The organism is Paracoccus sp. R12_2 (assembly GCF_017744015.1).
Classification (GTDB): domain Bacteria; phylum Pseudomonadota; class Alphaproteobacteria; order Rhodobacterales; family Rhodobacteraceae; genus Paracoccus.
Genome location: NZ_JAGHRA010000003.1, coordinates 315,655 through 340,657 on the forward strand (window position 1 = coordinate 315,655; position 25,003 = coordinate 340,657).

Below are 25,003 nucleotides of genomic sequence, written 5' to 3' on the forward strand. Positions count from 1 at the left end.
AGGACGGCTTTCCTTCCCGCGCGCCGCTGCCCAAGCTGCGAACAAACAACAGCCAGGGCGGACATCATGTCGATCAAGGCCAGCATCTACCATCTGACGCATTACAGATATGATCGGCCGGTCAGCCTTGGTCCACAGATCATCCGGTTGCGCCCCGCGCCACATTCCCGCACCCGCGTTATTTCGCATTCTCTGAAAGTGTCGCCATCCGGCCATTTCGTGAACCATCAGCAGGATCCGTTCGGCAACTGGCTGGCGCGCTTCGTGTTTCCCGATCCGGTGCGAGAGCTGAAGATCGAGGTCGATCTGGTCGCCGACATGACCGTCTATAACCCGTTCGATTTCTTCGTCGAGGACAGCGCCGAGACCTGGCCCTTCACCTATGCACCGGAACTGGCAGAGGAACTGGTGCCCTATCGGCAGGCCGAAGCGCCCGGCCCGCTGCTGTCGCGATTCCTTGCCAGCTTACCACGCGACAAAACCCGCACCGTCGATTTCATCGTGAACCTGAACGCGCGGATCGCGAACATGACCGGTTACACGATCCGCATGGAACCTGGCGTGCAGACCCCCGAAGAAACGCTGTCTCTGGCCAGCGGATCGTGCCGCGATTCAAGCTGGCTGCTGGTCAATGCGTTGCGCCACCTGGGCTTTGCCGCGCGCTTCGTGTCGGGCTATCTGATCCAGCTGAAACCTGATCTGAAGGCGCTGGACGGCCCGTCGGGAACCGAGGTCGACTTCACCGACCTGCATGCATGGGTCGAGGTCTATCTGCCCGGCGCCGGCTGGATCGGGCTGGACCCGACCTCGGGGCTGCTGACCGGCGAAAGCCATATCCCGCTGGCCGCCGCGCCGCATTACCGGTCCTGCGCTCCGATCAGCGGTGCCGCCAGCTTCGCCGAGGTCGATTTCGCCTTCGACATGCAGGTGCGACGGGTGGCCGAACATCCGCGCATCACCAAACCGTTCAGCGATCAGGCCTGGGCCGATCTGAACAGGCTGGGACAACAGGTCGACAGCGCCCTGCAGGCGGGCGATGTGCGCCTGACCATGGGGGGCGAGCCGACCTTCGTGTCGATCGACGATTTCGAAAGCGCGGAATGGAATACCGCCGCGGTTGGTCCTGCCAAGCGGGTGCTGGCCGACCGGCTGATCCGCCGGTTGCGCACCCGCTTCGCGCCCAACGGTTTCCTGCACTACGGTCAGGGCAAGTGGTATCCGGGCGAGACGCTGCCCCGCTGGACCTTCTCGCTCTATTGGCGGCGGGACGGGCAGCCTGTCTGGCAGAACCCCGACCTGATCGCCCGCGAGACCGACGATGGGCAGGTGACCCCCCTGCAGGCTCAGGAACTGCTGCGCGAGATGGCGCATGAACTGGGCGTCAGTGACGAACACGTGATGCCCGCCTATGAAGACCCTGCCGAGTGGCTGGTGCGCGAGGCGAACCTGCCCCCGAATGTGACGCCCGAGAATTCCAGGCTGGACGACCCCGAGGCACGGCATCGCATTGCGACGGTTTTCGACCGCGGCCTGACCACGCCTTCGGGCTTTGTGCTGCCGGTCCAAAGCTGGCAGTCGCAGGCCCAATTGCGCTGGTATTCGGAAAAATGGCGACTGCGGCGCGGGCATGTCTTTCTGGTGCCCGGCGACAGCCCGGTCGGGTATCGCCTGCCATTGACGGCGCTGCCGCATTTGCCAGAATCGGACTATCCCTACATCAACCCCACCGACCCGACCGTCGACCGCCCGGCTTTGTCCGGCCCCGCGCCAATCGATCCGGTGCGCAGGTCGCAACCGATGGCCAGCTTCGTGCAATCCGGTCCGGTGCAGGACATGGTCGAACAGGGCCAGCCGCTTGCACCCGGCGGGGCCGAATTGCAGGGCCTTGTCCGCACCGCCCTGTCGGTCGAGCCCAAGAACGGGCGCCTTTGCGTGTTCATGCCGCCCGTGGCGACGCTTGAGGAATATCTGGACCTGCTGCGCGCAGTCGAAGCCGCCGCCCTGCGCCTTGATCTCAAGGTCCATGTCGAGGGCTATGCCCCGCCACAGGATCCGCGCCTGCACGTGATCCGCGTGGCCCCCGACCCCGGCGTGATCGAAGTGAACATCCACCCCGCGGAAAGCTGGGAAGACTGCGTCCAGATCACGCAAGGTGTCTATGAGGAGGCCCGCCAGTCACGCCTTGGGGCGGAAAAATTCATGATCGACGGCAAGCATACCGGTACTGGCGGCGGCAATCATGTCGTGATCGGCGGCGCGACCACCAATGACAGTCCGTTTCTGCGGCGTCCCGACCTTCTGGCAAGCCTGATCCTGCATTGGAACCGTCACCCGTCGCTGTCCTACCTGTTCTCGGGGCTGTTCATCGGCCCGACCAGCCAAGCTCCGCGGATCGACGAGGCGCGTCACGATTCGCTGTATGAACTGGAAATCGCGCTGGCCCAGATCCCGGCGCCGGATCGCGGCGCGGCGCCGATGCCATGGCTGACTGATAGGTTGCTGCGCAACATCCTGACCGATGTGACCGGCAACACCCACCGGGCCGAGATCTGCATCGACAAGCTTTATTCGCCCGACGGTCCTACCGGGCGGCTGGGACTGGTCGAGTTCCGCGGCTTCGAGATGCCACCCGATGCGCGGATGAGTCTTGCCCAGCAACTACTGTTGCGCGCGCTGGTCGCGCGGTTCTGGGCCGCACCCGCGACCGGCAGGCTGACCCGTTGGGGAACGGCGCTGCACGATCGTTTCATGCTGCCGCATTTCGTCTGGCAGGATTTCTGCGACGTACTGGACGATCTGACGGCCCACGGCTTTGCGATGCAGCAGGACTGGTTCAAGGCACAGGCCGAATTCCGCTTTCCGTTCTGCGGCGAAACCGAGATCGAGGGCGTGCATCTGGAACTGCGTCAGGCGCTGGAACCGTGGCACGTTCTGGGCGAAACCGGCGCGCTTGGCGGCACGGTACGCTATACCGACAGTTCGACCGAACGGCTGCAGGTCAAGCTGTCGGCCGCCGATCCGGGTCGCTATCAGGTGCTGTGCAATGGCCGCGCCCTGCCCCTGACCGATGCTGGCGCGGGTCAGACGGTGGCAGGCGTGCGCTTCAAGGCGTGGCAACCGGCCTCGGCGCTGCATCCGGTGCTGCCGGTCGATGCGCCGCTGACCTTTGACATTTTCGACACATGGTCGGGTCGCGCGCTTGGCGGCTGCGTCTACCACGTCGCCCATCCCGGCGGGCGCAATTACGAGACTTTCCCGGTGAATGGCAACGAAGCCGAAGCGCGGCGGCTGGCGCGCTTCCAGCCCTACGGTCACCGCCCGGGCCATGATCGCGCGATCCCGACCGAACGTCCTTCGCGCGAATTCCCGCTGACGCTTGACCTGAGGCGTCCCGTCGGGCTCTAAAACCCCATGACGGGGGAACGCGCAGGACAGATCACGGCCGGCGGAGCGGGGCTTGGCGCCTATCGCCCCCTGCCTGGCGTGGCAGATGAGATGCTGGGCGCGGACGGTCAGATCCGCCCGATCTGGTCACGAATGGCCGCGCATCTGGGCGGGCTGGCACCGGCCGATCTGGCGATCCAGATGGCGCGCGCGGACCGTTATCTGCGCGACAGCGGCGTATTCTATCGTCAATACGGCTCGGCCCAGGCCGCGACCGCGGACCGCGCCTGGCCGTTCAGCCATATTCCGGTGTTGCTGGACGAGGACGATTGGTCGCAGATCGCCAGCGCCCTGATCCAGCGCGCCGACCTTCTGGAATCGGTGATGGCCGATCTTTACGGCCCGAACCACCTTGTCTCGTCGGGTCGCCTTCCCGCCGGGCTGGTCGCGGGCAACCCCGCATGGCTGCGCCCGATGGTCGGCATTCGCCCAAGATCCGGGCATTATCTGCATTTTCTGGCGTTCGAACTGGGCCGCGGCCCGGACGGCAAATGGTGGGTTCTTGCAGACCGCGTGCAGGCCCCCTCTGGCGCGGGCTACGCGTTGGAAAACCGTGTCGCGACGGCCCGTGCATTCTCGGATCTTTATGCGCAGGAAAATGTTCAGCGCCTTGCCGGGTTTTTCCGGGATTTCCGCGACGCACTGCTGAACCGTCGCCAGGACCGCGACAGCCGGGTGGCGATCCTGACACCCGGACCGCTGAACGAGACCTATTACGAACACGCCTATATCGCGCGGTATCTGGGCTTCACCTTGGTGCAGGGCGAGGATCTGGACGTTCGCGACGGCCAGTTGATGGTCCGCACCGTCGCCGGCCTGCGCCCGATCGAGGTGCTGTGGCGGCGGCTGGACGCCGAATATGCAGACCCCCTGGAACTGGATCCGGCATCCCGCATCGGCACGCCCGGCATGGTCGCCGCGCTGCGGGCGGGCGGGTTGACGATGGTCAACTCGCTGGGATCGGGCATTCTGGAAACACGCGCGCTGATGGCGTTCCTGCCCAAGCTGGCGCCGCATCTTTTGGGCGAGAAACTGGCGATGCCCAATGTCGCGACATGGTGGTGCGGCGACGCCGCCGCCCGCAGTGCGGTGCTGTCCGCGCCCGACCGGATGATCCTGGGCGATGCCCTGGCGACCGGCATGCCCGCCGATCAGCGCGGCGATGCGACCCGGGCAGGCGATCTGGAAACTGCCGATCTGGCGCGTCGCCTGCAATCCGATGGCACGGGCCTTGTCGCGCAAGAGGCGGTGACATTGTCCACCACCCCGACACTGCTGCAAGGCCGACTGGCGCCGCGCCCGATGACCATTCGCGTCTTTCTGTCCCGCAACGGCAGCGGCTGGACGGTGATGCCGGGCGGCTTTGCCAGGATCGGCGCCACACCCGACCCGGCGGCCATCGCCATGCAGCATGGCGGCAGCGCCGCCGATGTCTGGGTGGTCAGCCCCCGTCCCGTCGCGCCTGTCAGCATGGTCACCGGCACCCCGACGCCCTTGCGTCGCCGATCGGCCAGCGGGCTGCCTGCGCGTGCCGCCGACAACCTGTTCTGGCTGGGCCGGTATGTCGAACGCAGCGAGGGTATCGTCCGGCTGTTGCGTGCCTATCACACGCGGCTGGCCGAAGCTGGTCCAGCCAGCGCGCCATTGCTGGCCGCGATGAAGCCCCTGTTCGACCAGGTGGGGGTAGATCCGAAAACCGGCGTACCCAAGGCTTTACTGGAGAACCTGTCCGCCGCCATTGGCAGTGCGGGCCGGGTCCGTGACCGGTTTTCACCCGATGCGTGGTCGGCGCTGGACGATATCGACCGCAGCGCGCGCCGGATGTCCAGCCGGGTGACGCCCGGCGATGACGCTGCCCGCGCGCTCAGCGCGCTGCTGCGCAAGCTTGCCGGCATCTCGGGGCTGGTCCACGAGAACATGTATCGATTTGTCGGCTGGCGCTTCCTGACCATCGGCCGGTTGCACGAACGCGCGATGGGGATTTCGGCCGCGCTGGCCGTTCTGGCTGATCCCGAGGCGCCCGAAGGCGCACTGGATCTGGCCATCGAGATCGGCGACAGCGTGCTGACCCATCGCAGGCGGTTCTCGGTCACCGCGTCACGCGATACGGTCATCGACCTGCTGGCGCTGGACCCGCTGAACCCGCGTGCGCTGCGCCATCAGGTCGACGGGCTGCGGGACCAGATCGACATGCTGCCCGCCGCCAATGATCATGGCGCGCTGTCGCCACTTGCCCGCGAGGTGCTGCTGCTGCACGCAGATCTTGCGACCGCGGACCCGACCACGCTGACCAGCGCAGAATTGTGGTCACACCGCAGCCGGATCGGTGCATTATCCGAACTGCTGACAAGGGCGTATTTTCCCTGATGCGCTATCGCCTGCGCCTGTCCATTCGCTATGATTTCGGGCGTCCGATCGGCGCCGGACGGCAGTTGCTGCGCGTCTGCCCGCGCGAACTGCCAGACATTCAGCACGCCTCGGATTGCGATGTCACGATCACCCCACCCCCGCTGGAGCGTGACGGTTTTCGCGATTTCTTCGGCACCCAGGTGATACAGCTTGTGCTGCCGTCAGGCGTGTCGAAACTGCGCATCGACATGACGGCGCGGGTCCACCGATTTGCCGCAGAAGGCGCATTCGACCTGTCCGCGCCATTGTCGCGACTGGCATCCGAATTGACCGAGATCACCGATCTTGGACCGGATTCGCCGCACCATTTTCTGAAGGCCTCGCCGCGCATTCCCGACGTGCCGCAGATCGCCGAGTTCGCCGCCCGTGCCTGCGCCGGCGCGCCCACGACGCACGCGGCGGTGGAAAGCCTGGGCCGTGCCCTGAACGCGCATCTGCGCTTTGACCCCAAGGCGACCGAGGTGGACACGCCGATCGCGGACGCCTTTGCGGGCCGTCACGGCGTCTGCCAGGACTTTTCGCAGATCATGATCGCCGGGCTGCGCAGTGTCGGCATACCTGCGGCCTATGCCTCGGGGTTCCTGCGCACCCTCCCCCCACCCGGACGGCCAAGGCTGGAGGGCGCGGACGCGATGCATGCATGGGTCAGGGCATGGACCGGGATCGAAGCCGGCTGGACCGAATACGATCCCACGAATGCCTGCTTCGTCGGCACCGACCATGTGACGATCGGCTATGGGCGCGACTATTCCGACGCCGCGCCGGTCACCGGCGCGATGCGTCTGCACGGCGCGCAAACGGGCGCGCACAGTGTCGATCTGGTCGAAGAACCGGGCTGATCAGCCGGGATTGTCCCGGCCCTTGCCGCACCCCGTGATGCGTGTCAGTGATGGAACCGATCAGCAGCGACCGGAGCCCAGATGCACGCCCTTTCCCGCACAGCGATTGGCACGCTGATCTGTGCCTTCTGGGCAGCCTGCGCCGCAGCGGACGCGCCGCTGATCGTGTTGGATCGCAGCCGGTTGCCGTTTGACCTTGGACCCGGCCATCCGGCCAACAACCCGGCCAGGGCCTCGAATTCACCCAACGCGCCGTGGAATTCGGCTGGAAACACCGCCAATTCCACCTCGACCTGGCAGAACCGCCCGACCAACCCGGCAAATGAAAAGCGGCTGATCATCACATCCGATGGCAGTGTGCTGGGCTATTACGCGACGAATGCGGGCGGCGTCTTGAACTTGTTCGACGTGAACGGCAGACGGGTTGCCTATCGACCTGCCAAGGGTACGCGCAGCCTGTTCACCACCGACGGCCAATGGTGCGGGACCGTCGATGCCGGCGGCGGACAGGGTTTCGTACTGGCGGTCACGCCCACCTGCGCCCGCCGCTTCGGGTCATAGGCTTTGGCGGGACGGCCTTAATTCCGTTACATTTCCGGCCTAGACCGGACCCGAAGAACCGGAGAGAACCATGACCGAATTTTCCAAGGACTGGCTTGACGCCGAGTTGCAGGACACGCTGGACGAGGATTACGAAATCGAGTTGGAGGACGCGGTCCTGTCCGCCGAGATCCGGCGGATCTATCGCAGCCACCACCCCGACCAGATGGATCGGAAGCTGTATTTCCAGGAATTGCTGCGCCTGCAGTCCGAGCTTATCAAGCTGCAGGACTGGGCAAGCTATCACAAGGAAAAGATCGTCGTTCTGTTCGAGGGTCGTGACTCGGCGGGCAAGGGCGGCGCGATCAAGCGCATCACGCAGCGCCTCAACCCCCGCGTCGCCCGCGTCGTGGCCCTGCCCGCGCCCTCGGACCGCGAAAAGACCCAGTGGTATTTCCAGCGCTATGTTCCCCACCTGCCCGCCGGCGGAGAGATGGTCCTGTTCGACCGCAGCTGGTATAACCGCGCCGGGGTCGAACGCGTCATGGGCTTCGCCGATGAAGACCAGGTTGAACAGTTCTTCCAGGACGTTCCCGAGTTCGAGCGGATGCTGGTCCGGTCGGGGATCCGACTGGTCAAATACTGGTTCTCGGTCACCGACGAGGAACAGCAGATGCGATTCCTGATGCGCATCCACGATCCGCTGAAACAGTGGAAACTTTCGCCGATGGACCTGCAATCCCGGGTCCGGTGGGAGGCCTATACGAAGGCCAAGGAAGACATGTTCGAGCGCACGAACATCCCCGAGGCACCTTGGTACATCGTCCCCGGCAACGACAAGAAACGCGCGCGGCTGAATTGCATCAGCCATCTGCTGAGCATGATCCCGTATACTGAAGTGCCTCATGAGCAGATCACGCTGCCCGAGCGGGTTTTCAATCCTGACTACGAACGAGAGGTCTTGCCGCGCGACCTGTATGTGCCGCAGAAATACTGAGGCTGCCTTACCAACGGATCGCGCATGCTTGAATTTCACATCTGGGACGTCTTCACCGACCGGGCTTTCAGCGGCAATCCGCTGGCAATCGTGATGGGTGCCGACAGTCTGACCACCGCGCAGATGCAGATCATCGCGCGGCAGTTCAACCTGTCCGAGACGATCTTCGTGATGGCACCGCGCGATGCGGCCAATACCGCACGGGTCCGGATCTTCTTTCCGACCGCCGAAATCCCGTTCGCGGGTCATCCGACCATCGGCTGCGCGCTGCATCTGTCGGCGGGCGCCGATGTCAGGATCGTGCTTGAGGAAGAGGCCGGGCTTGTCCCGGTCGAAATCCGGAACGGACGGGCGGAATTCACCGCGCCGAAGCTGCCTGTGGCGCAACCCGGGCAGGCAGATCCGGACCTGATCGCACGCGCGACGGACCTGCCCGCCGACGCGATCGGTCTGCCGGGTCACCAACCGGCGATCTGGCAGGGTGGTCCGGCGTTTCTCTATGTTCCGGTCCGCGATCTTGACGCGCTGGCCGCCGCGCGCCCGATCCAGCCTTTCTGGTCGCAGGCGATGCAGGCAGCGGGGGTGGACAGTGCCTATCTTTATACCCCGGTGAAATCCGGCTACCGGGCGCGGATGTTCTCACCCACGGCGGGCATACCCGAAGATCCCGCGACAGGATCGGCGTCGGCCATTCTTGCTGCGCAACTGCTGGCCAGCCATGCGCTGGCCGAGGGGGAAAACCGGATCCCTCTGGAACAGGGAATCGAGATGGGGCGCGCGTCGCGGATCGACATGACGGCGGTGGTCGAAGCGGGCGAACTGCGGCAGATACGCGTTGCGGGCTGTGCCGTGCCGGTTGCGCAGGGGCAAATTCGCATCCCCGATGCCGAGGTGACAAAATCCTGATCTCGGACGACCTTACGGCAAGCAAAGGTTATGTTCTGGCCGCTTGTCGCGGCTGAAATATCCAGTATGCTCAACGGCATGTTTCGCAATCTGCTGTCCCGCCTCTTTACCGAAGATCCCGCGCCACAGCCCTTGGCCGCGCAGGATGCCGAGGTCGCAATCGCCGCGCTGCTGGTACGCGTGGCGCGCGCAGATGATCATTATGAACTGTCCGAACGCCAGCGCATCGACCGCGTGCTGGCGCGCAGGCGCGGCCTGACCCCGGACCAAGCGGCCGAACGCCGCGCGGCCGCGGAAATGATCGAGGCCGAGGCCCCGGACACCGTACGCTTTACCCGGTTGATCAAGGACCGGATCGCGCTGGAAGACCGGACCGGCGTGCTGGCCGCCATGTGGGAAATCGCCTATGCGGACCAACGGCGGGACATGGACGAGGAATCGATGATCCGGCTTGTGGCCGGTCTGCTGGGGGTTACGGACCGGGATTCCGCCCTGATCAGGCAAAAGGTTCTGTCGGACATGGGTCCGGCCAGCGACTGATCCAGTCAGAATCCAAGTCTGTCGCGCAGCGCAAACCACGACATTCCCGCGACCAGCAAGGGTCCGCGCAGCGCCCGTCCCCCCGGAAAGGGGCGCGTCGGCACGGCCGCCATCGCGTCAAACCCTGCCGCCTGCCCGGCCACAGCGTCAGCCATCAACCGCCCCGCAAGGGTCGCCATCGCGACACCATGACCAGAAAATCCGCTGGCCGACAGGCAATTCGGCGCGGGCCGTGCGAAACACGGCATCCGGTTCATGGTGATCGCCAGCGTGCCGCCCCAGGCATGCGTCAGGCGCATTCCCTGCAGTTGCGGATAGACGGCCAGCAGATGCGGCTGAACGACGCTGGCGATATCCTGGGGAAAGCGATAGGTGACCGTTTCGCCGCCGCCGAAAATCAGCCTGCGCTCATCATCCATCCGCCAGTAATTGACCACGAATTTCGTGTCGGCGACGGCGGTGTTGCGCGGCAGGATCTCGGCAAAGCGATCATCCAGCGGCTCGGTCGCGACGATATAGTTGTTGATCGGCATCACCCGCGCAGCGACCTTGGGCGCGATATCGCCCAGATAGCCGTTGCCAGCCAGAATGACCTGATCGCAGATCACCCGGCCCGTATCGCAATGCACGACGGTCTTCTCACCGGGCTTGCGCGCATGGGTGATCCTGTGGACATGGCTGTTCTCGCGGATGCGCGCCCCGGCCGCGTCGGCCAGCCGCGCGATGCCAAGGGCCAGGTTCAGCGGGTGCAGATGGGCCGCCCCCCAATCGACATCGCCGCCCACATAGGCATCGCTGCCCAGCAACCCGGCCAGCGCATCGCGATCCTGCACCTGAACCTTGTCGTAGCCATAGCGAGAGGCCAGATGATCCGCCATCCGGCGCGCATGATCCACCTCGGATTCGCTGCGACACGCATGGGCGATACCGTCACGGACCGGCACACCGGATTCATGCGCCAGATCCCGCACCAGCGCCTTTGCATCCTCGGCCAGATCCCACAGACGGCGCGCGGTCTCTCGGCCCAGATGCTTTTCAAGCCAGTCGACTTCTTGCCGCTGCCCGGACCCGACCTGCCCGCCGTTGCGCCCCGACGCCCCGAAACCGACGCGATGCGCCTCCAGCAGGGTCACGTCATGGCCACCCCGCGCCAGATGCAGCGCCGCCGACAGCCCCGCATAGCCGCCACCCACAACCGCAACGTCACAGCGCGTCTCGCCCTTCTGTTGGGGAAACGGGTCCAGCGGCATTTTCGTCTGGGCATACAGGCTGGGCGGATATTCGCCCTGCCGGTCGTTCGCATAGAGCAGGTTCATACGTTCAACAGCAGATGTTCCCGTTCCCACGGGCTGATGACCTGTAGAAACTCTTTGTATTCGTTGCGTTTCACTGCCTCGTAGACATCCACGAACTCGTCGCCCAGCACCTCGCGCATGGGCAGGCTCTCGGACATGATGTCCAGTGCGTCGCCAAGGTTATAGGGCAGTTCGTCGCGGGACATATAGGCGTCGCCCAGACATTCGGCACGCGGCCCCTCTTGTTCGAGCAGGCCCAGATAGCCGCAGGCAAGGCTGGCCGCGATCCCCAGATACGGGTTGCAATCCATCCCGGCCAGCCGGTTCTCGATCCGCCGCGCCTCGGGCCCCGAAATCGGCACGCGCAATCCGGTCGTGCGGTTGTCGCGTCCCCATTCAAGATTGATCGGCGCCGCGAAATCAGGGACATAGCGGCGATAGCTGTTGACGTAGGGCGCCAGCAGCGCAACCGCCGCCGGCAGGTGCCGCTGCATGCCGCCGATGAAATGCAGGAATGCGTCGGTTTCGCGCCCGCGATCATCCGAAAAGATGTTCTTGCCGGTCTTCAGATCGACGATCGAGTGATGAATATGCATCGCGCTGCCCGGCTCGCCCTCGATCGGCTTTGCCATGAACGTCGCGAAACAGTCGTGGCGCAGTGCCGCCTCGCGGATCAGACGCTTGAAGAAGAAGATCTCGTCGGCCAGTGCCACTGGATCGCCGTGGTTGAGGTTGATCTCGATCTGACCGGCGCCGCCTTCCTGAAGAATGCCGTCGATCTCGAACCCCTGCGCCTCGGCGAAATCATAGATATCGTCGATCACCTTGCCGTATTCGTCCACCGCCGACATCGAATAGGCCTGCTTGGCGGCGGCGCGCCTGCCGGTGCGGCCCATCGGCGGGATGATCGGCTGGTTCGGGTCCACGTTGCGCGCGACCAGAAAGAACTCCATCTCGGGCGCCACGACGGGCTTCCAGCCCTTTTCCTCGTATAGCCGGACCAGCCTTTTCAGGACATTGCGCGGTGCGATCGGCACGGGGTTGCCCTGCTGGTCATGGGCGTCGTGGATGACCTGCATGGTCCAGTCCGCCGTCCATGGCGCCGCCGAGGCGGTGCTGTAGTCCGGGGTCAGGATCATGTCGGGTTCGGTGAAGGCACCGGACGGATTTTCGGCCCATTCCCCCGTGATGGTCTGCAGGAAGATCGAGTTCGGCAGATAGAACTTGTCCTGATGCGCGAACTTAGACGCGGGCATGGCCTTTCCACGCGCCACGCCTGCAATATCGGCGACGATGCATTCGACTTCGTCCAGCCTGCGGCCGGACAGGTATTCGCGCGCCGCGGCGGGCACACGTTCGATCCATGTGCCGCTCATGCAGCCCCCTTTGCCAGTTTGCGCGGTTGCTTGAAGAATGCTTCGATCTTTTCGGCCAGCAGCGCCGCACCCTTGCTGTCCCCCATCCGCCGCGATGCGGCATCCAGCAGATCCTGCGGCACGACACCCTTGGCGCGGGTGTCCATCAGACCCTGCACGAAAGCGTCGTCGAATTCGGGATGGGCCTGAACCGTATAGGCGCGGTCGCCATAGATCAGCGCCGCGTTCTGGCAGAACGCGTTGCGGCCCGCGACATCGGCATCCTCGGGAAGCGACACGACCTGATCCTGATGCCAGGCATTCAGTGTCACCGGCTGCCCGTCGAAATCATAATCCTGCGCACCCACTGCCCATCCATCGGGATGCTTGATGACCTTGCCGCCAAGCGCCTGCGCGATGATCTGGTGGCCAAAACAGATCCCCACCAGTGGAACCCCTTGGGCATAGGCGCGACGGATGAAATCCTCCAGCGGCGGAATGAAGTCGTGATCTTCATACGCGCCGTGACGCGAACCGGTCAGAAGCCAGCCATCGGCATCGTCGATGCTGCCGGGAAACTCCATTGCCTCGACGTGCCAGACGCGGAAGTCGAACCCCCGCCCGTCCAGAAGCCGGACGAACATGTCCGGATAGTCGCCCAGATCTTCCTTCAACTGCGCGGGCGACTGGCCGCATTGAAGTATGCCGATACGCATGAAAAACCTGCGATGTTGCCGATGTGCCCAACGTAGTCCTCTGCGCGGGGGGGCCGCAAGGGGTTGCACCGTTTGGCGGTCTGGTGCCCGGCGCCGACCCGGTCTAGCCTGCGCCCAGCAACACATCAGGAGGCTGCCATGTCCCGTGTCGATCCGGACGGCTTGCAAGAATTCTCGGTCGTTTTCACCGATCGTTCGTTGAACCACATGTCGCAGTCATTCCAGTCCGTAATGCGCGATCTGTCGGCATCCCTGCGCGAGGTATATGGCGCGGATCAAGTGGCGATCGTGCCGGGGGGCGGCACATATGCGATGGAATCGGTCGCCCGTCAGTTCGGACGCGATGCGCATGCCCTGATCGTGCGGAACGGCTGGTTCAGCTATCGCTGGAGCCAGATCTTCGAAGCGGGCGGCTTTGCACGGGAAACGACCATCGCCATGGCGCGCCCTGCGGGCAACGACGCGCAATCGGCCTATGCGCCTCCCCCCATCGACGAGGTTACGGCCAAGATCCGCGACGTCCGCCCCGACGCGGTGTTCGCCCCGCATGTCGAGACATCCGCCGGGCTGATCCTGCCCGATGACTATATCACCGCGCTGGCCGCAGCCGCGCACGAGGTCGGCGCGCTGATGGTGCTGGATTGCATCGCTTCGGGCGCGGTCTGGGTGGATATGCGCGCGACGGGTGTCGATGTGCTGATCTCGGCCCCGCAAAAGGGGTGGTCGGCCTCGCCATCGGCGGGGCTGGTCATGCTGTCCGACCGCGCGGCTGCCCGGATGGCCGAGACGGAAAGCGACAGCTTTGCACTGGATCTTAAGAAATGGCGCGCGATCATGGCCGCCTACGAGGATGGCGGACACGCCTATCACGCCACGATGCCGACCGACGCGCTGACCGGACTGCGCGACGCCATGCAAGAAACGCGCGAGATGGGCTTTGATGCCGCCTGCAAGGCGCAATGGCGTCTGGGCGACGCCGTACGCGAGATGCTGGCCGCCCGCGGACTGCGTTCGGTCGCGGCACCGGGCTTCGGCGCGCCGGGCGTTGTGGTGTCCTATACCGATGATCCGGATGTGAAATCAGGGCGCAAATTCGCAGCCGAGGGCTTGCAGATCGCGGCCGGTGTGCCTCTTGCCGTTGGCGAAGGTGATGGGTTCTCGACCTTCAGGCTTGGGCTGTTCGGGCTGGACAAGCTGAAGGATGTCGAAGGCACCGTCGAACGTCTGCGGGTCGTTCTGGACCGCATCCTGCCCGGCAAAGACTGATCTTTCGCCGCCGCCGACCCGGATGCCGAACGGCACAGGGTCGGCTGCGGGGCTTGCACAAGCTAGAATTCCAGCCAGGTTCCGATCTTGACGGCGGGCTGCCCCGGCCCCCGCACCGGCAAGACCCCGCCCAGTTCCAACTTCATGGGGCCGATCACCTCGCGGACAAGCGACCCGGCATATTTGACCGAAAGCTCGTCATCGCTGCGATCCTCGATGCGCAGCTGGTTGATCACCATCCAGTTCCGATCCGGGCGAAGTCCGAAAGTCAGTTCCGCCTTGGCCAGATACTCGGGCGTCAGATAAGTGTCTTGCGCGGTTGCCTCGCGTGACATCATGGCTTGCAGATCCATTCCGCCGGACATTTCCAGCTTGGCTTCGATGGTCAGCCAGCCATCGCCCAGGCTGGTTTCGAGGCCGCGCCCCCAACCGCCGGCAATCTGGCCCGTCGGATAGAACAGCCCGCCGCGCCGGATCACGCCCAGCCCCACCGCCGCGCTGAACCGGTTGGCGCCAGTCCCGTCGTCCAGCGCACGCTGCAGCCAGATCAAGGCCCTTGTTTCGCCCGCGTTGCTGTGACCGGCTTCAAGGCCAAGCGTGTTTCCCGGCGCAAGCCCGTATTCGGCGTAGATCGAAGAATAGCTGTTACCGTCCCGATCAATCTCGGTCGACAGCGATGTGAAGGTACTGCCCGTCTGGCGCGGCCACGGGCTGGCCCATGCCGGCGTGACTGCAATCGCGGCGACGAAACAGATGAAAAGAAGGCGCGCCGCTGTCATTGTCGCCGCATGCAACCACTGGTTGCTCAAGCGATATCCCAACGATCTTGCCTTTGCCAGATATATTACCTGGCGGAAGATCCTGGGCGTGCGGCCGGACGGAACTGATGCGCTGTTGCATCCCCGTCAGCGCGGGTCGTGACACCCGGAACCCATATTGGGGTCCAGAATGGAAAAGGCCGGGTCTCCCCGGCCTTTCAAGTCAGTTCTTTTCTTCGATGATCGTCACCAGATGCGGGATCTTGGCGACCATGCCGCGCACCGACGGAGTATCTTCCAGTTCACGCGTGCGGTTCATCTTGTTCAGGCCCAGGCCTTTCAGCGTCTCGCGCTGGATGGCGGGGCGGCGGATCGGGCTGCCGATCTGCTTGACGACGATGGTTTTGGCCATGTCCTACTCCTTACGCCTGCGCTGCCGAGGTCACGGTGGCATCGGTGCCAACCGTCGCTTCCGGTGCCTTCTCCTGCGACGGCAGGATGTCGGCGACCTTCTTGCCACGACGCTGCGCGACCGAACGCGGGCTCGATTCCTTGCGCAGACCGTCCAGCGTGGCGCGGATCATGTTGTAGGGGTTCTGCGACCCCTGCGACTTGGCGACGACGTCCTGAACGCCCAGCATCTCGAACACGGCGCGCATCGGACCACCGGCGATGATGCCGGTCCCCGGAACGGCGGTCCGCATGATCACCTTGCCGGCGCCATGACGACCTTCGATGTCATGGTGCAGGGTGCGACCGTCGCGCAGCGGCACACGCATCATGCCGCGCTTGGCCTGTTCGGTAGCCTTGCGGATCGCTTCGGGCACCTCTTTGGCCTTGCCCTTGCCGAAGCCGACGCGACCACGCTGATCGCCCACGACCACCAGGGCCGCGAAGCCAAAGCGCTTGCCGCCCTTGACGGTTTTCGACACGCGGTTGATCGCAACCAGACGATCCTGAAATTCCGGGTTCTCGTCACGGTCGTCGCGACGACCCCGGCGGTTATCACGTTCTGCCATAAGGCAATCCTTTCATCGTGGCGCAACCAGCGCGCGCCGTTATGGTCAATCCAGGTGGGCGTGAGAACAGACCCCCACGCCCCCGGATCATCGGGGCGGCGCCGACCTTGCGGTGGGCGCCGCCCGCAGCATCAGAATTTCAGCCCGCCTTCGCGCGCCGCATCGGCCAGTGCCTTGATCTTGCCGTGGAAGATGAACCCGCCGCGGTCGAAGACAACTTCTTCCACGCCGGCTTTCTTCGCACGTTCCGCGATCGCGGAACCGATCTTGGCCGCAGCCTCGACGTTGTTCTTGCCGATCACGCCGAAATCCTTCTCCAGCGTGCTGGCCGAGGCCAGGGTCACGCCCTTCAGATCGTCGATGATCTGAACCGAGAGGTTCTTCGACGAACGGTGGACCGACAGACGCGGACGGCCGTTCGACATCGCCCGCAATTTGTTCCGAACGCGCAGGCGGCGCTTCTGGAACAGCTCTTGCTTTTTCAGTGCCATTTCATGCGCCCCTTACTTCTTCTTGCCTTCCTTGCGGAAGATATACTCGCCCTTGTAGCGAATGCCTTTGCCCTTGTAGGGCTCGGGCTGACGCCACTCGCGAATGTTGGCTGCGACCTGGCCGACCAGCTGCTGATCGACGCCTTCGACGACGATCTCGGTCTGCTTCGGCGCGGTGATCGTGACACCTTCCGGGGTCTCGAAGTTCACCTCGTGGCTGTAGCCCAGGGACAGTTTCAGGGTCTTGCCCTGCATCTGCGCGCGGTAACCCACGCCCTGGATCTCCAGCTCTTTCTTGAAGCCGTCAGACACGCCGACCGTCAGGTTCTCGACCATCGAGCGGGTCATGCCCCACTGCTGCCGAGCACGCTTTGACAGACCGCGCGGTTTGACGAGGATCGTGCCTTCTTCGATCATCAGATCGACGTCATCCGTTGCGGTGAAGCTGCGGGTGCCCTTGGGACCCTTCACCTCGATCGTCTGGCCCTTCACTTCGGCCGTCACGCCCTTGGGCAGTTCGACCGGTTTCTTACCAATCCGAGACATCTGCTGCCCTCCTTAGAATACGGTGCAGAGGACTTCGCCGCCGACATTGGCAGTCCGAGCCGCTGCATCAGACATGACACCCTTGGGGGTCGACACGATCGAAACGCCAAGGCCCTGACGGACCTGCGGCAGAGCCTGCGCGCCTGCATAGACGCGGCGACCCGGCTTCGATACGCGCGACAATTCCCGGATAACCGGGGTGCCATCGTGATATTTCAGGCCGATTTCCAGCTCTTTGTGGCCGGCATCGGTGGTGACTTCTTCATACCCGCGGATGTATCCCTCGGATTGAAGGACATCCAGAACCCAGGCGCGCAGCTTGCTGGCCGGGGTGCGAACGGTGGATTTGCCACGCATCTGCGCATTGCGGATGCGGGTCAGCATATCACCGAGAGGATCGTTCATCATGCTCAGTTCCCCTTACCAGCTGGACTTGACCAGGCCGGGGATCTGCCCCTGCGAGCCAAGCTCGCGCAGCATGATCCGCGACAGTTTCAGTTTGCGGTAATACGCGTGCGGACGACCGGTCAGTTGGCACCGGTTGTGCAGACGCGTCGCCGACGAATTGCGCGGCAGTTCGGCAAGCTTCAGCGAAGCCTTGAACCGCTCTTCCATCGGACGGGACTGGTCGTTGATGACCTCTTTCAGGGCCGCACGCTTTTCGGCGTACTGAGCCACCAGGCGCTCGCGCTTCTTCTCGCGCTCTACCATCGATTTCTTTGCCATATCTCTTTCCCTCCGCGACTCAGCTGTTGAACGGCATGTTGAAATGCTTCAACAGCGACTTCGCTTCCGCGTCGGTCCTCGCGGTGGTGCAGATGATGATGTCCATCCCCAGAACTTCGTCGACCTGGTCGAAGTTGATTTCCGGGAACACGATGTGCTCTTTCAGGCCCATGGCATAGTTGCCGCGGCCGTCGAAAGAGGTGCCCTTCACGCCGCGGAAGTCGCGGACGCGGGGCAGCGCGATATTGATCAGACGATCCAGGAATTCATACATCCGGTCGCCACGCAGCGTGACCTTGGCACCCAGCGGCATTTCCTCACGGACGCGGAACCCGGCGATCGAGTTCTTGGCCTTGGTGATGACAGCCTTCTGACCGGCGATCAGCGACAGCTCTTCAGCGCCCTGCTTCACCTTCTTGGTGTCCTTGACGGCCTCGCCGATGCCCATGTTCAGGACGATCTTGTCCAGACGCGGGATCTGCATGTCGTTCTTGTAGCCGAACTCTTCCTTCAGCGCCGCCTTGATGGTCTCACGGAACTGCGCTTTCAGGCGGGGCGTGTAATTGGTCTTGTCCAACATCAGATCACGTCTCCCGTGGTCTTGGCGAAACGGACCTTCTTGCCGTCTTCCTCGCGGAAGCCGACGCGGGTCGCTTTGCCGTTCTTGTCCATGAGGGCCAGGTTCGACAGGTCGATCGGCATCGCCTTCGGCACACGTCCACCCTGGCTGTTCTGCGACTGGCGGGTATGGCGGATGGCGACGTTCACACCGTCAACCACGGCCTTGTTGTCCTTGGGCATGACGGCGGTGACTTCGCCCTGCTTGCCCTTGTCCTTGCCGGCCAGCACGACGACCTTGTCGCCCTTTTTCAGCTTGGCAGCCATCACAGCACCTCCGGCGCAAGCGAGATGATCTTCATGAAGTTCTTGGCGCGCAGTTCGCGCACGACCGGCCCGAAAATACGGGTGCCGACCGGTTCCCCCTGGTTGTTCAGGATGACGGCGGCGTTACGGTCGAAGCGGATCGAGGTTCCGTCCTCGCGCTTTACTTCCTTGGCGGTCCGAACGACCACGGCCTTGCGGACGTCGCCCTTCTTGACCCGGCCCCGTGGGATGGCTTCCTTGACGGACACCACGATGATGTCGCCCACCGACGCATAGCGACGGTGCGAACCACCCAGGACCTTGATGCACTGAACCCGGCGAGCGCCGGAGTTGTCAGCGACATCCAGATTGGTCTGCATCTGGATCATTTGGTTTCTCCCGACCTTTGGGGACCGATCCGGAATGTCTCGCGTCCGGCCCCAGGGTTTCGATCATTTCTGATCTGTGATGAAGGACTTACGCCGAAGCGGCTTCGTCCGTCAGGACAGTCCAGCGTTTCGTCTTCGAGATCGGCGCACATTCGGCGATGCGAACGGTGTCCCCGACCTTGAACTGGTTCTCCGCGTCATGGGCGCGGAACTTCTTCGACAGACGCACGGTCTTGTGCAGCAGCGGATGCTTGAAGCGGCGCTCGACCAGAACGGTCACGGTCTGCTCGTTCTTGTCCGAGACGACCTTGCCTTGCAGGATGCGTTTGGGCATGGGTCAGCCTCCTCAGTTCGCTGCAGCGGCATCGGCCGCTTTCTGGTTCAGAATGGTCTTCACACGCGCCACGTCGCGGCGCACGGTGCGCATGCGGGCGGTGTTCTCAAGCTGACCGGTGGCCTGCTGGAAACGCAGGTTAAAGGCCTCTTTCTTCAGCGCGACAAGCTGTTCCTTCAGCTGGTCGGGCGTCTTCGATTTCAGTTCTTGCGCGTCCATTACGCGTCGTCCTTTCCCACATCACCGGAGAGCCCCGGATTGTCCGGGCCACCCTGATTCCGGTGGAGTTTCGTGATGAAGGCCTGCCCATACAGGCGGACCCGGAATTTTGCAACCCCTTTCCCCGGCGCGGCCGGGAAAAGGCAAACCCCGCCGTGTCCGGCGGGGCCTTTGTCATGGCTTGCGCATCAGCGCAGCGTTCTTACCAGTCTTCGCGCGCGACGATGCGAGTCTGGACCGGCAGCTTCATCGCGCCCAAGCGCAGGGCCTCGCGGGCGATCACGTCGTTGACACCGTCGATCTCGAACATGATCCGGCCCGGGTGGACACGGGCTGCCCAGAAATCGATCGAGCCCTTGCCCTTACCCATCCGAACTTCGGTCGGCTTCGAGGAAACCGGAACGTCCGGGAAGATCCGGATCCAGACCCGGCCCTGACGTTTCATGTGACGGGTGATCGCGCGGCGGGCCGCTTCGATCTGACGGGCGGTGACACGCTCGGGTTCGGTGGCCTTCAGCGCGAACGAGCCAAAGTTCAGGTCGAACCCGCCCTTCGCGTTGCCGTGGATCCGGCCCTTGTGCTGTTTGCGGAACTTGGTCCGTTTTGGTTGCAGCATTTGTCGTTCTCCTTACCGGGCGTCGCGGCGCGGACCACGCGGAGCCGGACCTTCCTGCGCCTCGGCGGCCTTGCGGTCGCGAGCCTGCGGGTCATGCTCCATGATCTCGCCCTTGAAGATCCAGACCTTCACACCGATGATCCCGTACGGGGTCATGGCTTCGGCCAGCGCATAGTCGATGTCGGCACGAAGCGTGTGCAGCGGCACACGGCCTTCGCGATACCATTCGGTCCGTGCGATCTCGGCGCCGCCCAGACGACCAGCGACGTTCACGCGGATGCCCAAGGCACCCATGCGCATGGCGTTCTGAACCGAACGCTTCATGGCGCGGCGGAACGAAACACGACGCTCAAGCTGCTGCGCGATCGATTCGGCGACCAAGGCTGCATCGACTTCGGGCTTGCGGACTTCGACGATGTTCAGGTTCACATCGCTTTTGGTGAAGTTCGACAACTTCTTGCGAAGCACCTCGATGTCGGCACCCTTCTTGCCGATGATCACACCAGGCCGAGCGGCATGGATCGTGACGCGGCATTTCTTGTGCGGACGCTCGATGATGACGCGGCTGATGCCGGCCTGCTTGGCTTCCTTCTTGATGAAGTCCCGAATTTTCAGGTCTTCAAGCAGAAGATCGCCATATTCCTTGTCATCTGCGTACCAGCGGCTGTCCCAGGTGCGGTTCACCTGGAGGCGCATCCCGATGGGGTTGACCTTCTGACCCATTACGCTTGCTCCTCGACTTGGCGCACCTTGATGGTGATTTCCGAAAACGGCTTCATGATCTTGCCATAGCGGCCACGCGCCCGCGGACGGCCACGCTTCATCACCAGGTTCTTGCCGACCCAGGCTTCTGCGACGATCAGGTTATCGACGTCGAGTCCGTGGTTGTTCTCGGCGTTCGCGATGGCGGACTGAAGGCATTTCTTCACGTCGCCGGCGATGCGCTTGTGCGAAAAGGTCAGATCGGCCAGCGCGCGATCGACTTTCTTGCCCCGGATCAGCTGAGCCACGAGGTTCAGCTTCTGCGGCGAGGTGCGAAGCATTTTCGTCTTTGCGAAAGCCTCGTTCTCCGCCACGCGGCGCGGATTGTTTTCCTTACCCATGACGATTACTTCCTCTTGGCTTTCTTGTCCGCCGCGTGACCGTAATAGGTCCGCGTGGGCGAGTATTCACCGAATTTCTGACCGATCATGTCCTCGGACACGTTCACCGGGATGTGCTTCTGGCCGTTATAGACGCCAAAGGTCAGACCGACGAATTGCGGCAGGATGGTCGAACGACGCGACCAGATCTTGATGACGTCGGATTTCCCCGACTCGCGGGCCTTCTCCGCTTTCTTGAGCACATAGGCGTCAACAAAGGGGCCCTTCCAAACAGAACGTGCCATGGATTAACGCCCCTTCTTCTGGTGACGCGACCGCAGGATATACTTGTCGGTCGCCTTGTTGGTCCGGGTTTTCTTGCCCTTGGTGTCCTTGCCCCAGGGTGTCACCGGCGTACGGCCACCCGAGGTGCGACCCTCACCACCACCATGCGGGTGATCGATCGGGTTCATCGCGACACCGCGCACGGACGGACGGATGCCCTTGTGGCGGTTCCGGCCGGCCTTGCCCAGGTTCTGGTTCGAATGGTCGGCGTTCGACACGGCACCGATGGTGGCCATGCATTCCTGACGGACCATCCGCAGCTCGCCCGAGCTGAGGCGGATCTGGGCGTAACCGCCGTCACGACCCACGAACTGGGCATAGGTGCCAGCGGAACGTGCGATCTGGCCGCCCTTGCCGGGCTTCAGTTCGACGTTGTGCACGATCGTGCCGATCGGCATGCCGCTGAAGGGCATTGCGTTGCCCGGCTTCACGTCGACCTTGGTGCCAGCGAGGATCTTGTCGCCCACGGCCAGACGCTGCGGTGCAAGGATATAGGCGCGCTCGCCATCTTCATAGCTGATCAACGCGATAAAGGCGGTGCGGTTGGGATCGTATTCGATCCGTTCGACCACCGCAGCCACATCGAACTTGTTGCGCTTGAAATCGACGATGCGATACAGGCGCTTCGCCCCGCCGCCCTTGCGGCGCATGGTGATCCGTCCGGTGTTGTTCCGGCCGCCTTTCTTGGTCAGACCCTCAGTAAGGGTTTTGACCGGGCGACCTTTCCAAAGCTCCGAACGGTCGATCAGAACCAGCCCGCGCTGGCCAGGCGTCGTCGGTTTATACGACTTCAATGCCATCTTTCTGTCTTCCGTTGCTTTGGACCGAGGTGGTCCGTTTCGTCCAAAAGATCAGCGGCCCCGGACGATCGCCGGGGCCGCAGATTCGCAGCCGTCTATCAGAGTCCCGTCGAGACGTCGATAGTGTTACCCTCTTCCAGGGTCACATAGGCCTTCTTCACATCGCTGCGGCGGCCAAGCTGACCACGGAAGCGTTTCTGCTTGCCCTTGGTGATGGTGGTGTTGACCGCCTTCACCTTCACACCGAACAGCGCCTCGACCGCTTCCTTGATCTGCGGTTTCGTCGCGTCGTTGGCGACCTGGAAGACAACGCCGTTGTTCTCCGAGGTCAGCGTGGCCTTTTCGGTGATGACCGGCTTGACGATCACGTCGTAATGTTCAGCTTTCGCGCTCATTTCAGACGAGCCTCCAGGGCTTCGACACCCGCCCGCGTGATCACCAGCGTGTCGCGCTTCAGGATGTCATAGACGTTTGCGCCCATCGACGGCAGGATATCCACGCCTTCGATGTTGCGGGCGGCGCGGGCGAAGCCTTCGTTGACTTCGGCACCGTCGATCACCAGCACGCGCTTCCAGCCGTTTTCCTTGACGGCCTTGGCGACGGCAGCGGTCTTGGCGTCGGCGAGGTTCAGATCCTCGACCACGACCAGTTCACCGGCATTCGCCTTCGCGGACAGGGCATGCTTCAGACCCAGTGCGCGCACCTTCTTCGGCAGATCGAAGGCGTGTGAACGCGGGGTCGGGCCCTTGTAGACGCCGCCGTGACGGAAGATCGGTGCCTTCTTGGAACCGTGGCGCGCGCCGCCGGTGCCCTTTTGGCGATAGATCTTCTTGGTCGAATAGCTGACATCCGACTTGCCCAGGACCGAGTGGGTGCCCGCCTGTGCCTTGGCACGCTGCCAGCGCACGACACGCTGCAACAGATCGCCGCGCGGGGACAGGCCGAACACCTCGTCGGCCAGCTCGATGGACCCGGCCTTGCCGGCGTCCAGCTTGATCACGTCGAGTTTCATTCCTTGTCTCCTTCAGGCGCAGCATCGCCGTCGTCAGCCTTGTCGGACTGGATCGAGGCTTCGGCTTCCTTCAGCGCGGCTTCTTCGGCAGCAGCAGCCTCGGCCTCGGCGGCCTTGCGGGCGGCTTCTTCCTCGGCAGCGGCCTGTGCCGCGGCTTCCTCGGCGGCACGCTTTGCCTCTTCGGCAGCCGATTTCAGCGCAGCCGGATAGATCACGTTCTCGGGCGTCGCCTTCTTGACGGCGTCCTTGATGGTGACCCAACCGCCCTTCGAGCCGGGAACCGAGCCCTTGACCATGATCAGACCACGTTCGGCGTCGGTGCGGACGACCTGCAGGTTCTGGGTCGTGATACGCACGGCACCCAGGTGACCGGCCATCTTCTTGCCCTTGAAGACCTTGCCGGGGTCCTGACACTGACCGGTCGAACCATGCGAACGGTGGCTGATCGACACGCCGTGCGAGGCGCGAAGACCACCGAAATTGTGACGCTTCATCGCGCCCGCAAAACCTTTACCGATCGAGGTGCCGGCGATGTCGACGAACTGACCAGCGAAGTAGTGGTCAGCCGTGATCTCTTCCCCGACATTGATCAGGTTCTCTGCGGCAACGCGGAACTCGGCAATCTTGCGCTTGGGCGCGACCGAGGCCTTGGCGAAGTGACCGCGCAGCGCGGCAGTCGTCCGCTTGGCCTTGGCGACACCGGCACCAAGCTGAACGGCGGTATAGCCGTCACGCTCGACCGTGCGCTGATCCACGACTTGCAGATTGTCCAGTTGCAGGACGGTGACCGGAACCTGACGGCCGTCCTCGAGGAACAGCCGGGTCATGCCCAGTTTCTTGGCGATAACACCAGTACGCAGCATACTCGCCTCCCTCAGACCTTGATCTCGACATCCACGCCGGCGGCGAGGTCGAGCTTCATCAGGGCGTCAACGGTCTGCGGGGTCGGATCGACGATGTCCAGCAGGCGCTTGTGGGTGCGGATCTCCCACTGGTCACGCGACTTCTTGTCGATGTGCGGGCCACGCAGGACGGTGAATTTCTCGATCTTGTTCGGCAGCGGGATCGGGCCCCGAACGGTCGCGCCGGTGCGCTTGGCGGTGTTGACGATTTCCTGGGTGCTGGCGTCCAGCACGCGGTAATCGAACGCCTTCAGCCGGATGCGGATATTCTGGCTTTGCATTCTTGTATCCCTCGGATGGGATTTCAGTTGAGAGGCAGACCCCGCACCACGCGAAGCCTGCGTCGAACCGTAGTAATAAGCAGAGCGGCCAAATAGCGGCCGCTTTGCCCGATAGCAACCCCCTTTCGGGGGAAAATGTCGTGGATCGCGAAAGCCGCGCGGAACGCGGCTTCCGGATCACATCGTCACTCGATGATCTTGGAGACGACGCCAGCGCCGACGGTGCGGCCGCCTTCGCGGATGGCGAAGCGGAGGCCGTCTTCCATGGCGATCGGGGCGATCAGTTCGACGGTGAACTTCAGGTTGTCGCCC

32 protein-coding genes and 1 pseudogene are annotated in these 25,003 nt (G+C 63.6%); 8 read left to right on the forward strand and 25 right to left on the reverse strand.

All coding sequences use genetic code 11. From position 1 onward, the window contains the following. The first annotated feature begins 66 nt into the window (after nt 1-66). The 7 genes from J7359_RS05875 (at nt 67) to J7359_RS05905 (ending at nt 9,675) form a co-directional block, all read left to right on the forward strand. Entirely contained in the window at nt 67-3,405 is a 3,339-nt protein-coding gene (locus tag J7359_RS05875) for a transglutaminase family protein (RefSeq protein WP_209055601.1), read from the forward strand. A gap of 6 nt (nt 3,406-3,411) precedes the next feature. Continuing rightward, entirely contained in the window at nt 3,412-5,811 is a 2,400-nt protein-coding gene (locus J7359_RS05880; protein WP_209055602.1) for a circularly permuted type 2 ATP-grasp protein, read from the forward strand. Next, on the forward strand, nt 5,811-6,692 hold the full coding sequence (locus J7359_RS05885) for a transglutaminase family protein (protein ID WP_209055603.1): 882 nt from the start codon (nt 5,811-5,813) through the stop codon (nt 6,690-6,692). Before J7359_RS05880 ends, J7359_RS05885 begins: the two co-directional genes overlap by 1 nt. Before the next feature lie 81 nt (nt 6,693-6,773). Beyond that, nucleotides 6,774-7,253, forward strand: coding sequence for a hypothetical protein (locus J7359_RS05890; protein ID WP_209055604.1), 480 nt, complete (start codon nt 6,774-6,776; stop codon nt 7,251-7,253). Between the two features lie 70 nt (nt 7,254-7,323). Continuing rightward, on the forward strand, nt 7,324-8,229 hold the full coding sequence (ppk2, locus tag J7359_RS05895; RefSeq protein WP_209055605.1) for a polyphosphate kinase 2: 906 nt from the start codon (nt 7,324-7,326) through the stop codon (nt 8,227-8,229). A gap of 24 nt (nt 8,230-8,253) precedes the next feature. Next, complete coding sequence (locus tag J7359_RS05900) at nt 8,254-9,135, forward strand: PhzF family phenazine biosynthesis protein (protein WP_209055606.1); 882 nt, start codon at nt 8,254-8,256, stop codon at nt 9,133-9,135. Between the two features lie 78 nt (nt 9,136-9,213). Then, a complete protein-coding gene (locus J7359_RS05905; protein ID WP_209055607.1) occupies nt 9,214-9,675 on the forward strand; it encodes a TerB family tellurite resistance protein in 462 nt (153 codons plus the stop codon). A 5-nt stretch (nt 9,676-9,680) separates the two neighbouring features. Here J7359_RS05905 and J7359_RS05910 read toward each other — a convergent pair whose 3' ends face one another. From J7359_RS05910 to J7359_RS05920, 3 genes are read right to left on the reverse strand one after another with little or no spacing between them, the layout of a single operon-like run. Beyond that, the gene (locus J7359_RS05910) at nt 9,681-10,991 is read right to left on the reverse strand and encodes an FAD-binding oxidoreductase (RefSeq protein ID WP_209055608.1); all 1,311 of its coding nucleotides are present in this window, start codon (nt 10,989-10,991) and stop codon (nt 9,681-9,683) included. Continuing rightward, nucleotides 10,988-12,346 (reverse strand): glutamine synthetase family protein, encoded by a 1,359-nt coding sequence (locus J7359_RS05915; protein WP_209055609.1) that lies wholly within the window; start codon nt 12,344-12,346, stop codon nt 10,988-10,990. The genes J7359_RS05910 and J7359_RS05915 overlap by 4 nt, the downstream gene beginning before the upstream one ends. Next, nucleotides 12,343-13,041 (reverse strand): type 1 glutamine amidotransferase, encoded by a 699-nt coding sequence (locus tag J7359_RS05920; protein WP_209055610.1) that lies wholly within the window; start codon nt 13,039-13,041, stop codon nt 12,343-12,345. Before J7359_RS05920 ends, J7359_RS05915 begins: the two co-directional genes overlap by 4 nt. A gap of 138 nt (nt 13,042-13,179) precedes the next feature. On the opposite strand from J7359_RS05920, the gene J7359_RS05925 reads away from it, so the two are divergent. Further along, a complete protein-coding gene (locus J7359_RS05925) occupies nt 13,180-14,307 on the forward strand; it encodes an aminotransferase class V-fold PLP-dependent enzyme (protein ID WP_209055611.1) in 1,128 nt (375 codons plus the stop codon). 62 nt (nt 14,308-14,369) lie between these two features. Here J7359_RS05925 and J7359_RS05930 read toward each other — a convergent pair whose 3' ends face one another. From J7359_RS05930 to tuf, 22 genes and pseudogenes are all read right to left on the reverse strand, one after another. Next, a complete protein-coding gene (locus J7359_RS05930; protein WP_209055612.1) occupies nt 14,370-15,086 on the reverse strand; it encodes a hypothetical protein in 717 nt (238 codons plus the stop codon). A gap of 202 nt (nt 15,087-15,288) precedes the next feature. Next, complete coding sequence (gene rpmD / locus J7359_RS05935) at nt 15,289-15,477, reverse strand: 50S ribosomal protein L30 (RefSeq protein ID WP_209055613.1); 189 nt, start codon at nt 15,475-15,477, stop codon at nt 15,289-15,291. Nucleotides 15,478-15,487: 10 nt separating this feature from the next. After that, nucleotides 15,488-16,084 (reverse strand): 30S ribosomal protein S5, encoded by a 597-nt coding sequence (gene rpsE, locus J7359_RS05940; RefSeq protein ID WP_209055614.1) that lies wholly within the window; start codon nt 16,082-16,084, stop codon nt 15,488-15,490. A 131-nt stretch (nt 16,085-16,215) separates the two neighbouring features. Then, nucleotides 16,216-16,575: a 50S ribosomal protein L18 gene (gene rplR, locus J7359_RS05945; RefSeq protein WP_209055615.1), complete on the reverse strand. Its 360-nt coding sequence runs from the start codon at nt 16,573-16,575 to the stop codon at nt 16,216-16,218. Nucleotides 16,576-16,587: 12 nt separating this feature from the next. Continuing rightward, nucleotides 16,588-17,121, reverse strand: a complete 534-nt coding sequence (gene rplF, locus J7359_RS05950) for a 50S ribosomal protein L6 (RefSeq protein WP_209055616.1) — start codon at nt 17,119-17,121, stop codon at nt 16,588-16,590. Nucleotides 17,122-17,133: 12 nt separating this feature from the next. Continuing rightward, the gene (rpsH, locus tag J7359_RS05955; RefSeq protein ID WP_209055660.1) at nt 17,134-17,526 is read right to left on the reverse strand and encodes a 30S ribosomal protein S8; all 393 of its coding nucleotides are present in this window, start codon (nt 17,524-17,526) and stop codon (nt 17,134-17,136) included. A gap of 15 nt (nt 17,527-17,541) precedes the next feature. Further along, the gene (rpsN, locus tag J7359_RS05960; RefSeq protein ID WP_209055617.1) at nt 17,542-17,847 is read right to left on the reverse strand and encodes a 30S ribosomal protein S14; all 306 of its coding nucleotides are present in this window, start codon (nt 17,845-17,847) and stop codon (nt 17,542-17,544) included. A 19-nt stretch (nt 17,848-17,866) separates the two neighbouring features. Next, nucleotides 17,867-18,427 (reverse strand): 50S ribosomal protein L5, encoded by a 561-nt coding sequence (gene rplE / locus J7359_RS05965; protein ID WP_209055618.1) that lies wholly within the window; start codon nt 18,425-18,427, stop codon nt 17,867-17,869. After that, nucleotides 18,427-18,732, reverse strand: coding sequence for a 50S ribosomal protein L24 (gene rplX, locus J7359_RS05970; RefSeq protein WP_209055619.1), 306 nt, complete (start codon nt 18,730-18,732; stop codon nt 18,427-18,429). The genes rplE and rplX overlap by 1 nt, the downstream gene beginning before the upstream one ends. Next, entirely contained in the window at nt 18,732-19,100 is a 369-nt protein-coding gene (rplN, locus tag J7359_RS05975; protein ID WP_010400243.1) for a 50S ribosomal protein L14, read from the reverse strand. Before rplN ends, rplX begins: the two co-directional genes overlap by 1 nt. 88 nt (nt 19,101-19,188) lie before the next feature. Next, complete coding sequence (rpsQ, locus tag J7359_RS05980; RefSeq protein ID WP_209055620.1) at nt 19,189-19,434, reverse strand: 30S ribosomal protein S17; 246 nt, start codon at nt 19,432-19,434, stop codon at nt 19,189-19,191. A gap of 12 nt (nt 19,435-19,446) precedes the next feature. Beyond that, nucleotides 19,447-19,653, reverse strand: a complete 207-nt coding sequence (gene rpmC, locus J7359_RS05985; RefSeq protein ID WP_209055621.1) for a 50S ribosomal protein L29 — start codon at nt 19,651-19,653, stop codon at nt 19,447-19,449. 202 nt (nt 19,654-19,855) lie between these two features. Continuing rightward, nucleotides 19,856-20,269 (reverse strand): 50S ribosomal protein L16, encoded by a 414-nt coding sequence (gene rplP / locus J7359_RS05990; RefSeq protein ID WP_209055622.1) that lies wholly within the window; start codon nt 20,267-20,269, stop codon nt 19,856-19,858. A 12-nt stretch (nt 20,270-20,281) separates the two neighbouring features. Beyond that, nucleotides 20,282-20,992 carry a 30S ribosomal protein S3 gene (rpsC, locus tag J7359_RS05995; RefSeq protein WP_209055623.1) on the reverse strand — a complete coding sequence of 237 codons (711 nt, stop codon included), beginning with the start codon at nt 20,990-20,992 and terminating at the stop codon, nt 20,282-20,284. After that, nucleotides 20,992-21,372, reverse strand: coding sequence for a 50S ribosomal protein L22 (rplV, locus tag J7359_RS06000; protein WP_209055624.1), 381 nt, complete (start codon nt 21,370-21,372; stop codon nt 20,992-20,994). Before rplV ends, rpsC begins: the two co-directional genes overlap by 1 nt. Before the next feature lie 5 nt (nt 21,373-21,377). Continuing rightward, nucleotides 21,378-21,656: a 30S ribosomal protein S19 gene (gene rpsS, locus J7359_RS06005; RefSeq protein ID WP_147095517.1), complete on the reverse strand. Its 279-nt coding sequence runs from the start codon at nt 21,654-21,656 to the stop codon at nt 21,378-21,380. Between the two features lie 3 nt (nt 21,657-21,659). Beyond that, complete coding sequence (gene rplB / locus J7359_RS06010; protein WP_209055625.1) at nt 21,660-22,496, reverse strand: 50S ribosomal protein L2; 837 nt, start codon at nt 22,494-22,496, stop codon at nt 21,660-21,662. Nucleotides 22,497-22,594: 98 nt separating this feature from the next. Then, nucleotides 22,595-22,891 (reverse strand): 50S ribosomal protein L23, encoded by a 297-nt coding sequence (locus J7359_RS06015; RefSeq protein ID WP_209055626.1) that lies wholly within the window; start codon nt 22,889-22,891, stop codon nt 22,595-22,597. Next, the gene (gene rplD / locus J7359_RS06020; RefSeq protein WP_209055627.1) at nt 22,888-23,508 is read right to left on the reverse strand and encodes a 50S ribosomal protein L4; all 621 of its coding nucleotides are present in this window, start codon (nt 23,506-23,508) and stop codon (nt 22,888-22,890) included. The genes J7359_RS06015 and rplD overlap by 4 nt, the downstream gene beginning before the upstream one ends. Then, nucleotides 23,505-24,371: a 50S ribosomal protein L3 gene (gene rplC, locus J7359_RS06025; protein ID WP_209055628.1), complete on the reverse strand. Its 867-nt coding sequence runs from the start codon at nt 24,369-24,371 to the stop codon at nt 23,505-23,507. The genes rplD and rplC overlap by 4 nt, the downstream gene beginning before the upstream one ends. 11 nt (nt 24,372-24,382) lie before the next feature. Beyond that, on the reverse strand, nt 24,383-24,691 hold the full coding sequence (gene rpsJ, locus J7359_RS06030; RefSeq protein WP_042247848.1) for a 30S ribosomal protein S10: 309 nt from the start codon (nt 24,689-24,691) through the stop codon (nt 24,383-24,385). 185 nt (nt 24,692-24,876) lie between these two features. Beyond that, nucleotides 24,877-25,003: pseudogene (gene tuf / locus J7359_RS06035) on the reverse strand (elongation factor Tu); the annotation flags it as partial.

What these genes read in the sequence shown, in the direction of transcription:
- J7359_RS05875 (WP_209055601.1), top strand. Translation starts at nt 67, where the DNA reads ATGTCGATCAAGGCCAGCATCTACCATCTGACGCATTACAGATATGAT.
- J7359_RS05880 (WP_209055602.1), top strand. Translation starts at nt 3,412, where the DNA reads ATGACGGGGGAACGCGCAGGACAGATCACGGCCGGCGGAGCGGGGCTT.
- J7359_RS05885 (WP_209055603.1), top strand. Translation starts at nt 5,811, where the DNA reads ATGCGCTATCGCCTGCGCCTGTCCATTCGCTATGATTTCGGGCGTCCG.
- J7359_RS05890 (WP_209055604.1), top strand. Translation starts at nt 6,774, where the DNA reads ATGCACGCCCTTTCCCGCACAGCGATTGGCACGCTGATCTGTGCCTTC.
- ppk2 (WP_209055605.1), top strand. Translation starts at nt 7,324, where the DNA reads ATGACCGAATTTTCCAAGGACTGGCTTGACGCCGAGTTGCAGGACACG.
- J7359_RS05900 (WP_209055606.1), top strand. Translation starts at nt 8,254, where the DNA reads ATGCTTGAATTTCACATCTGGGACGTCTTCACCGACCGGGCTTTCAGC.
- J7359_RS05905 (WP_209055607.1), top strand. Translation starts at nt 9,214, where the DNA reads ATGTTTCGCAATCTGCTGTCCCGCCTCTTTACCGAAGATCCCGCGCCA.
- J7359_RS05910 (WP_209055608.1), bottom strand. Translation starts at nt 10,991, where the DNA reads ATGAACCTGCTCTATGCGAACGACCGGCAGGGCGAATATCCGCCCAGC.
- J7359_RS05915 (WP_209055609.1), bottom strand. Translation starts at nt 12,346, where the DNA reads ATGAGCGGCACATGGATCGAACGTGTGCCCGCCGCGGCGCGCGAATAC.
- J7359_RS05920 (WP_209055610.1), bottom strand. Translation starts at nt 13,041, where the DNA reads ATGCGTATCGGCATACTTCAATGCGGCCAGTCGCCCGCGCAGTTGAAG.
- J7359_RS05925 (WP_209055611.1), top strand. Translation starts at nt 13,180, where the DNA reads ATGTCCCGTGTCGATCCGGACGGCTTGCAAGAATTCTCGGTCGTTTTC.
- J7359_RS05930 (WP_209055612.1), bottom strand. Translation starts at nt 15,086, where the DNA reads ATGACAGCGGCGCGCCTTCTTTTCATCTGTTTCGTCGCCGCGATTGCA.
- rpmD (WP_209055613.1), bottom strand. Translation starts at nt 15,477, where the DNA reads ATGGCCAAAACCATCGTCGTCAAGCAGATCGGCAGCCCGATCCGCCGC.
- rpsE (WP_209055614.1), bottom strand. Translation starts at nt 16,084, where the DNA reads ATGGCAGAACGTGATAACCGCCGGGGTCGTCGCGACGACCGTGACGAG.
- rplR (WP_209055615.1), bottom strand. Translation starts at nt 16,575, where the DNA reads ATGGCACTGAAAAAGCAAGAGCTGTTCCAGAAGCGCCGCCTGCGCGTT.
- rplF (WP_209055616.1), bottom strand. Translation starts at nt 17,121, where the DNA reads ATGTCTCGGATTGGTAAGAAACCGGTCGAACTGCCCAAGGGCGTGACG.
- rpsH (WP_209055660.1), bottom strand. Translation starts at nt 17,526, where the DNA reads ATGAACGATCCTCTCGGTGATATGCTGACCCGCATCCGCAATGCGCAG.
- rpsN (WP_209055617.1), bottom strand. Translation starts at nt 17,847, where the DNA reads ATGGCAAAGAAATCGATGGTAGAGCGCGAGAAGAAGCGCGAGCGCCTG.
- rplE (WP_209055618.1), bottom strand. Translation starts at nt 18,427, where the DNA reads ATGTTGGACAAGACCAATTACACGCCCCGCCTGAAAGCGCAGTTCCGT.
- rplX (WP_209055619.1), bottom strand. Translation starts at nt 18,732, where the DNA reads ATGGCTGCCAAGCTGAAAAAGGGCGACAAGGTCGTCGTGCTGGCCGGC.
- rplN (WP_010400243.1), bottom strand. Translation starts at nt 19,100, where the DNA reads ATGATCCAGATGCAGACCAATCTGGATGTCGCTGACAACTCCGGCGCT.
- rpsQ (WP_209055620.1), bottom strand. Translation starts at nt 19,434, where the DNA reads ATGCCCAAACGCATCCTGCAAGGCAAGGTCGTCTCGGACAAGAACGAG.
- rpmC (WP_209055621.1), bottom strand. Translation starts at nt 19,653, where the DNA reads ATGGACGCGCAAGAACTGAAATCGAAGACGCCCGACCAGCTGAAGGAA.
- rplP (WP_209055622.1), bottom strand. Translation starts at nt 20,269, where the DNA reads ATGCTGCAACCAAAACGGACCAAGTTCCGCAAACAGCACAAGGGCCGG.
- rpsC (WP_209055623.1), bottom strand. Translation starts at nt 20,992, where the DNA reads ATGGGTCAGAAGGTCAACCCCATCGGGATGCGCCTCCAGGTGAACCGC.
- rplV (WP_209055624.1), bottom strand. Translation starts at nt 21,372, where the DNA reads ATGGGTAAGGAAAACAATCCGCGCCGCGTGGCGGAGAACGAGGCTTTC.
- rpsS (WP_147095517.1), bottom strand. Translation starts at nt 21,656, where the DNA reads ATGGCACGTTCTGTTTGGAAGGGCCCCTTTGTTGACGCCTATGTGCTC.
- rplB (WP_209055625.1), bottom strand. Translation starts at nt 22,496, where the DNA reads ATGGCATTGAAGTCGTATAAACCGACGACGCCTGGCCAGCGCGGGCTG.
- J7359_RS06015 (WP_209055626.1), bottom strand. Translation starts at nt 22,891, where the DNA reads ATGAGCGCGAAAGCTGAACATTACGACGTGATCGTCAAGCCGGTCATC.
- rplD (WP_209055627.1), bottom strand. Translation starts at nt 23,508, where the DNA reads ATGAAACTCGACGTGATCAAGCTGGACGCCGGCAAGGCCGGGTCCATC.
- rplC (WP_209055628.1), bottom strand. Translation starts at nt 24,371, where the DNA reads ATGCTGCGTACTGGTGTTATCGCCAAGAAACTGGGCATGACCCGGCTG.
- rpsJ (WP_042247848.1), bottom strand. Translation starts at nt 24,691, where the DNA reads ATGCAAAGCCAGAATATCCGCATCCGGCTGAAGGCGTTCGATTACCGC.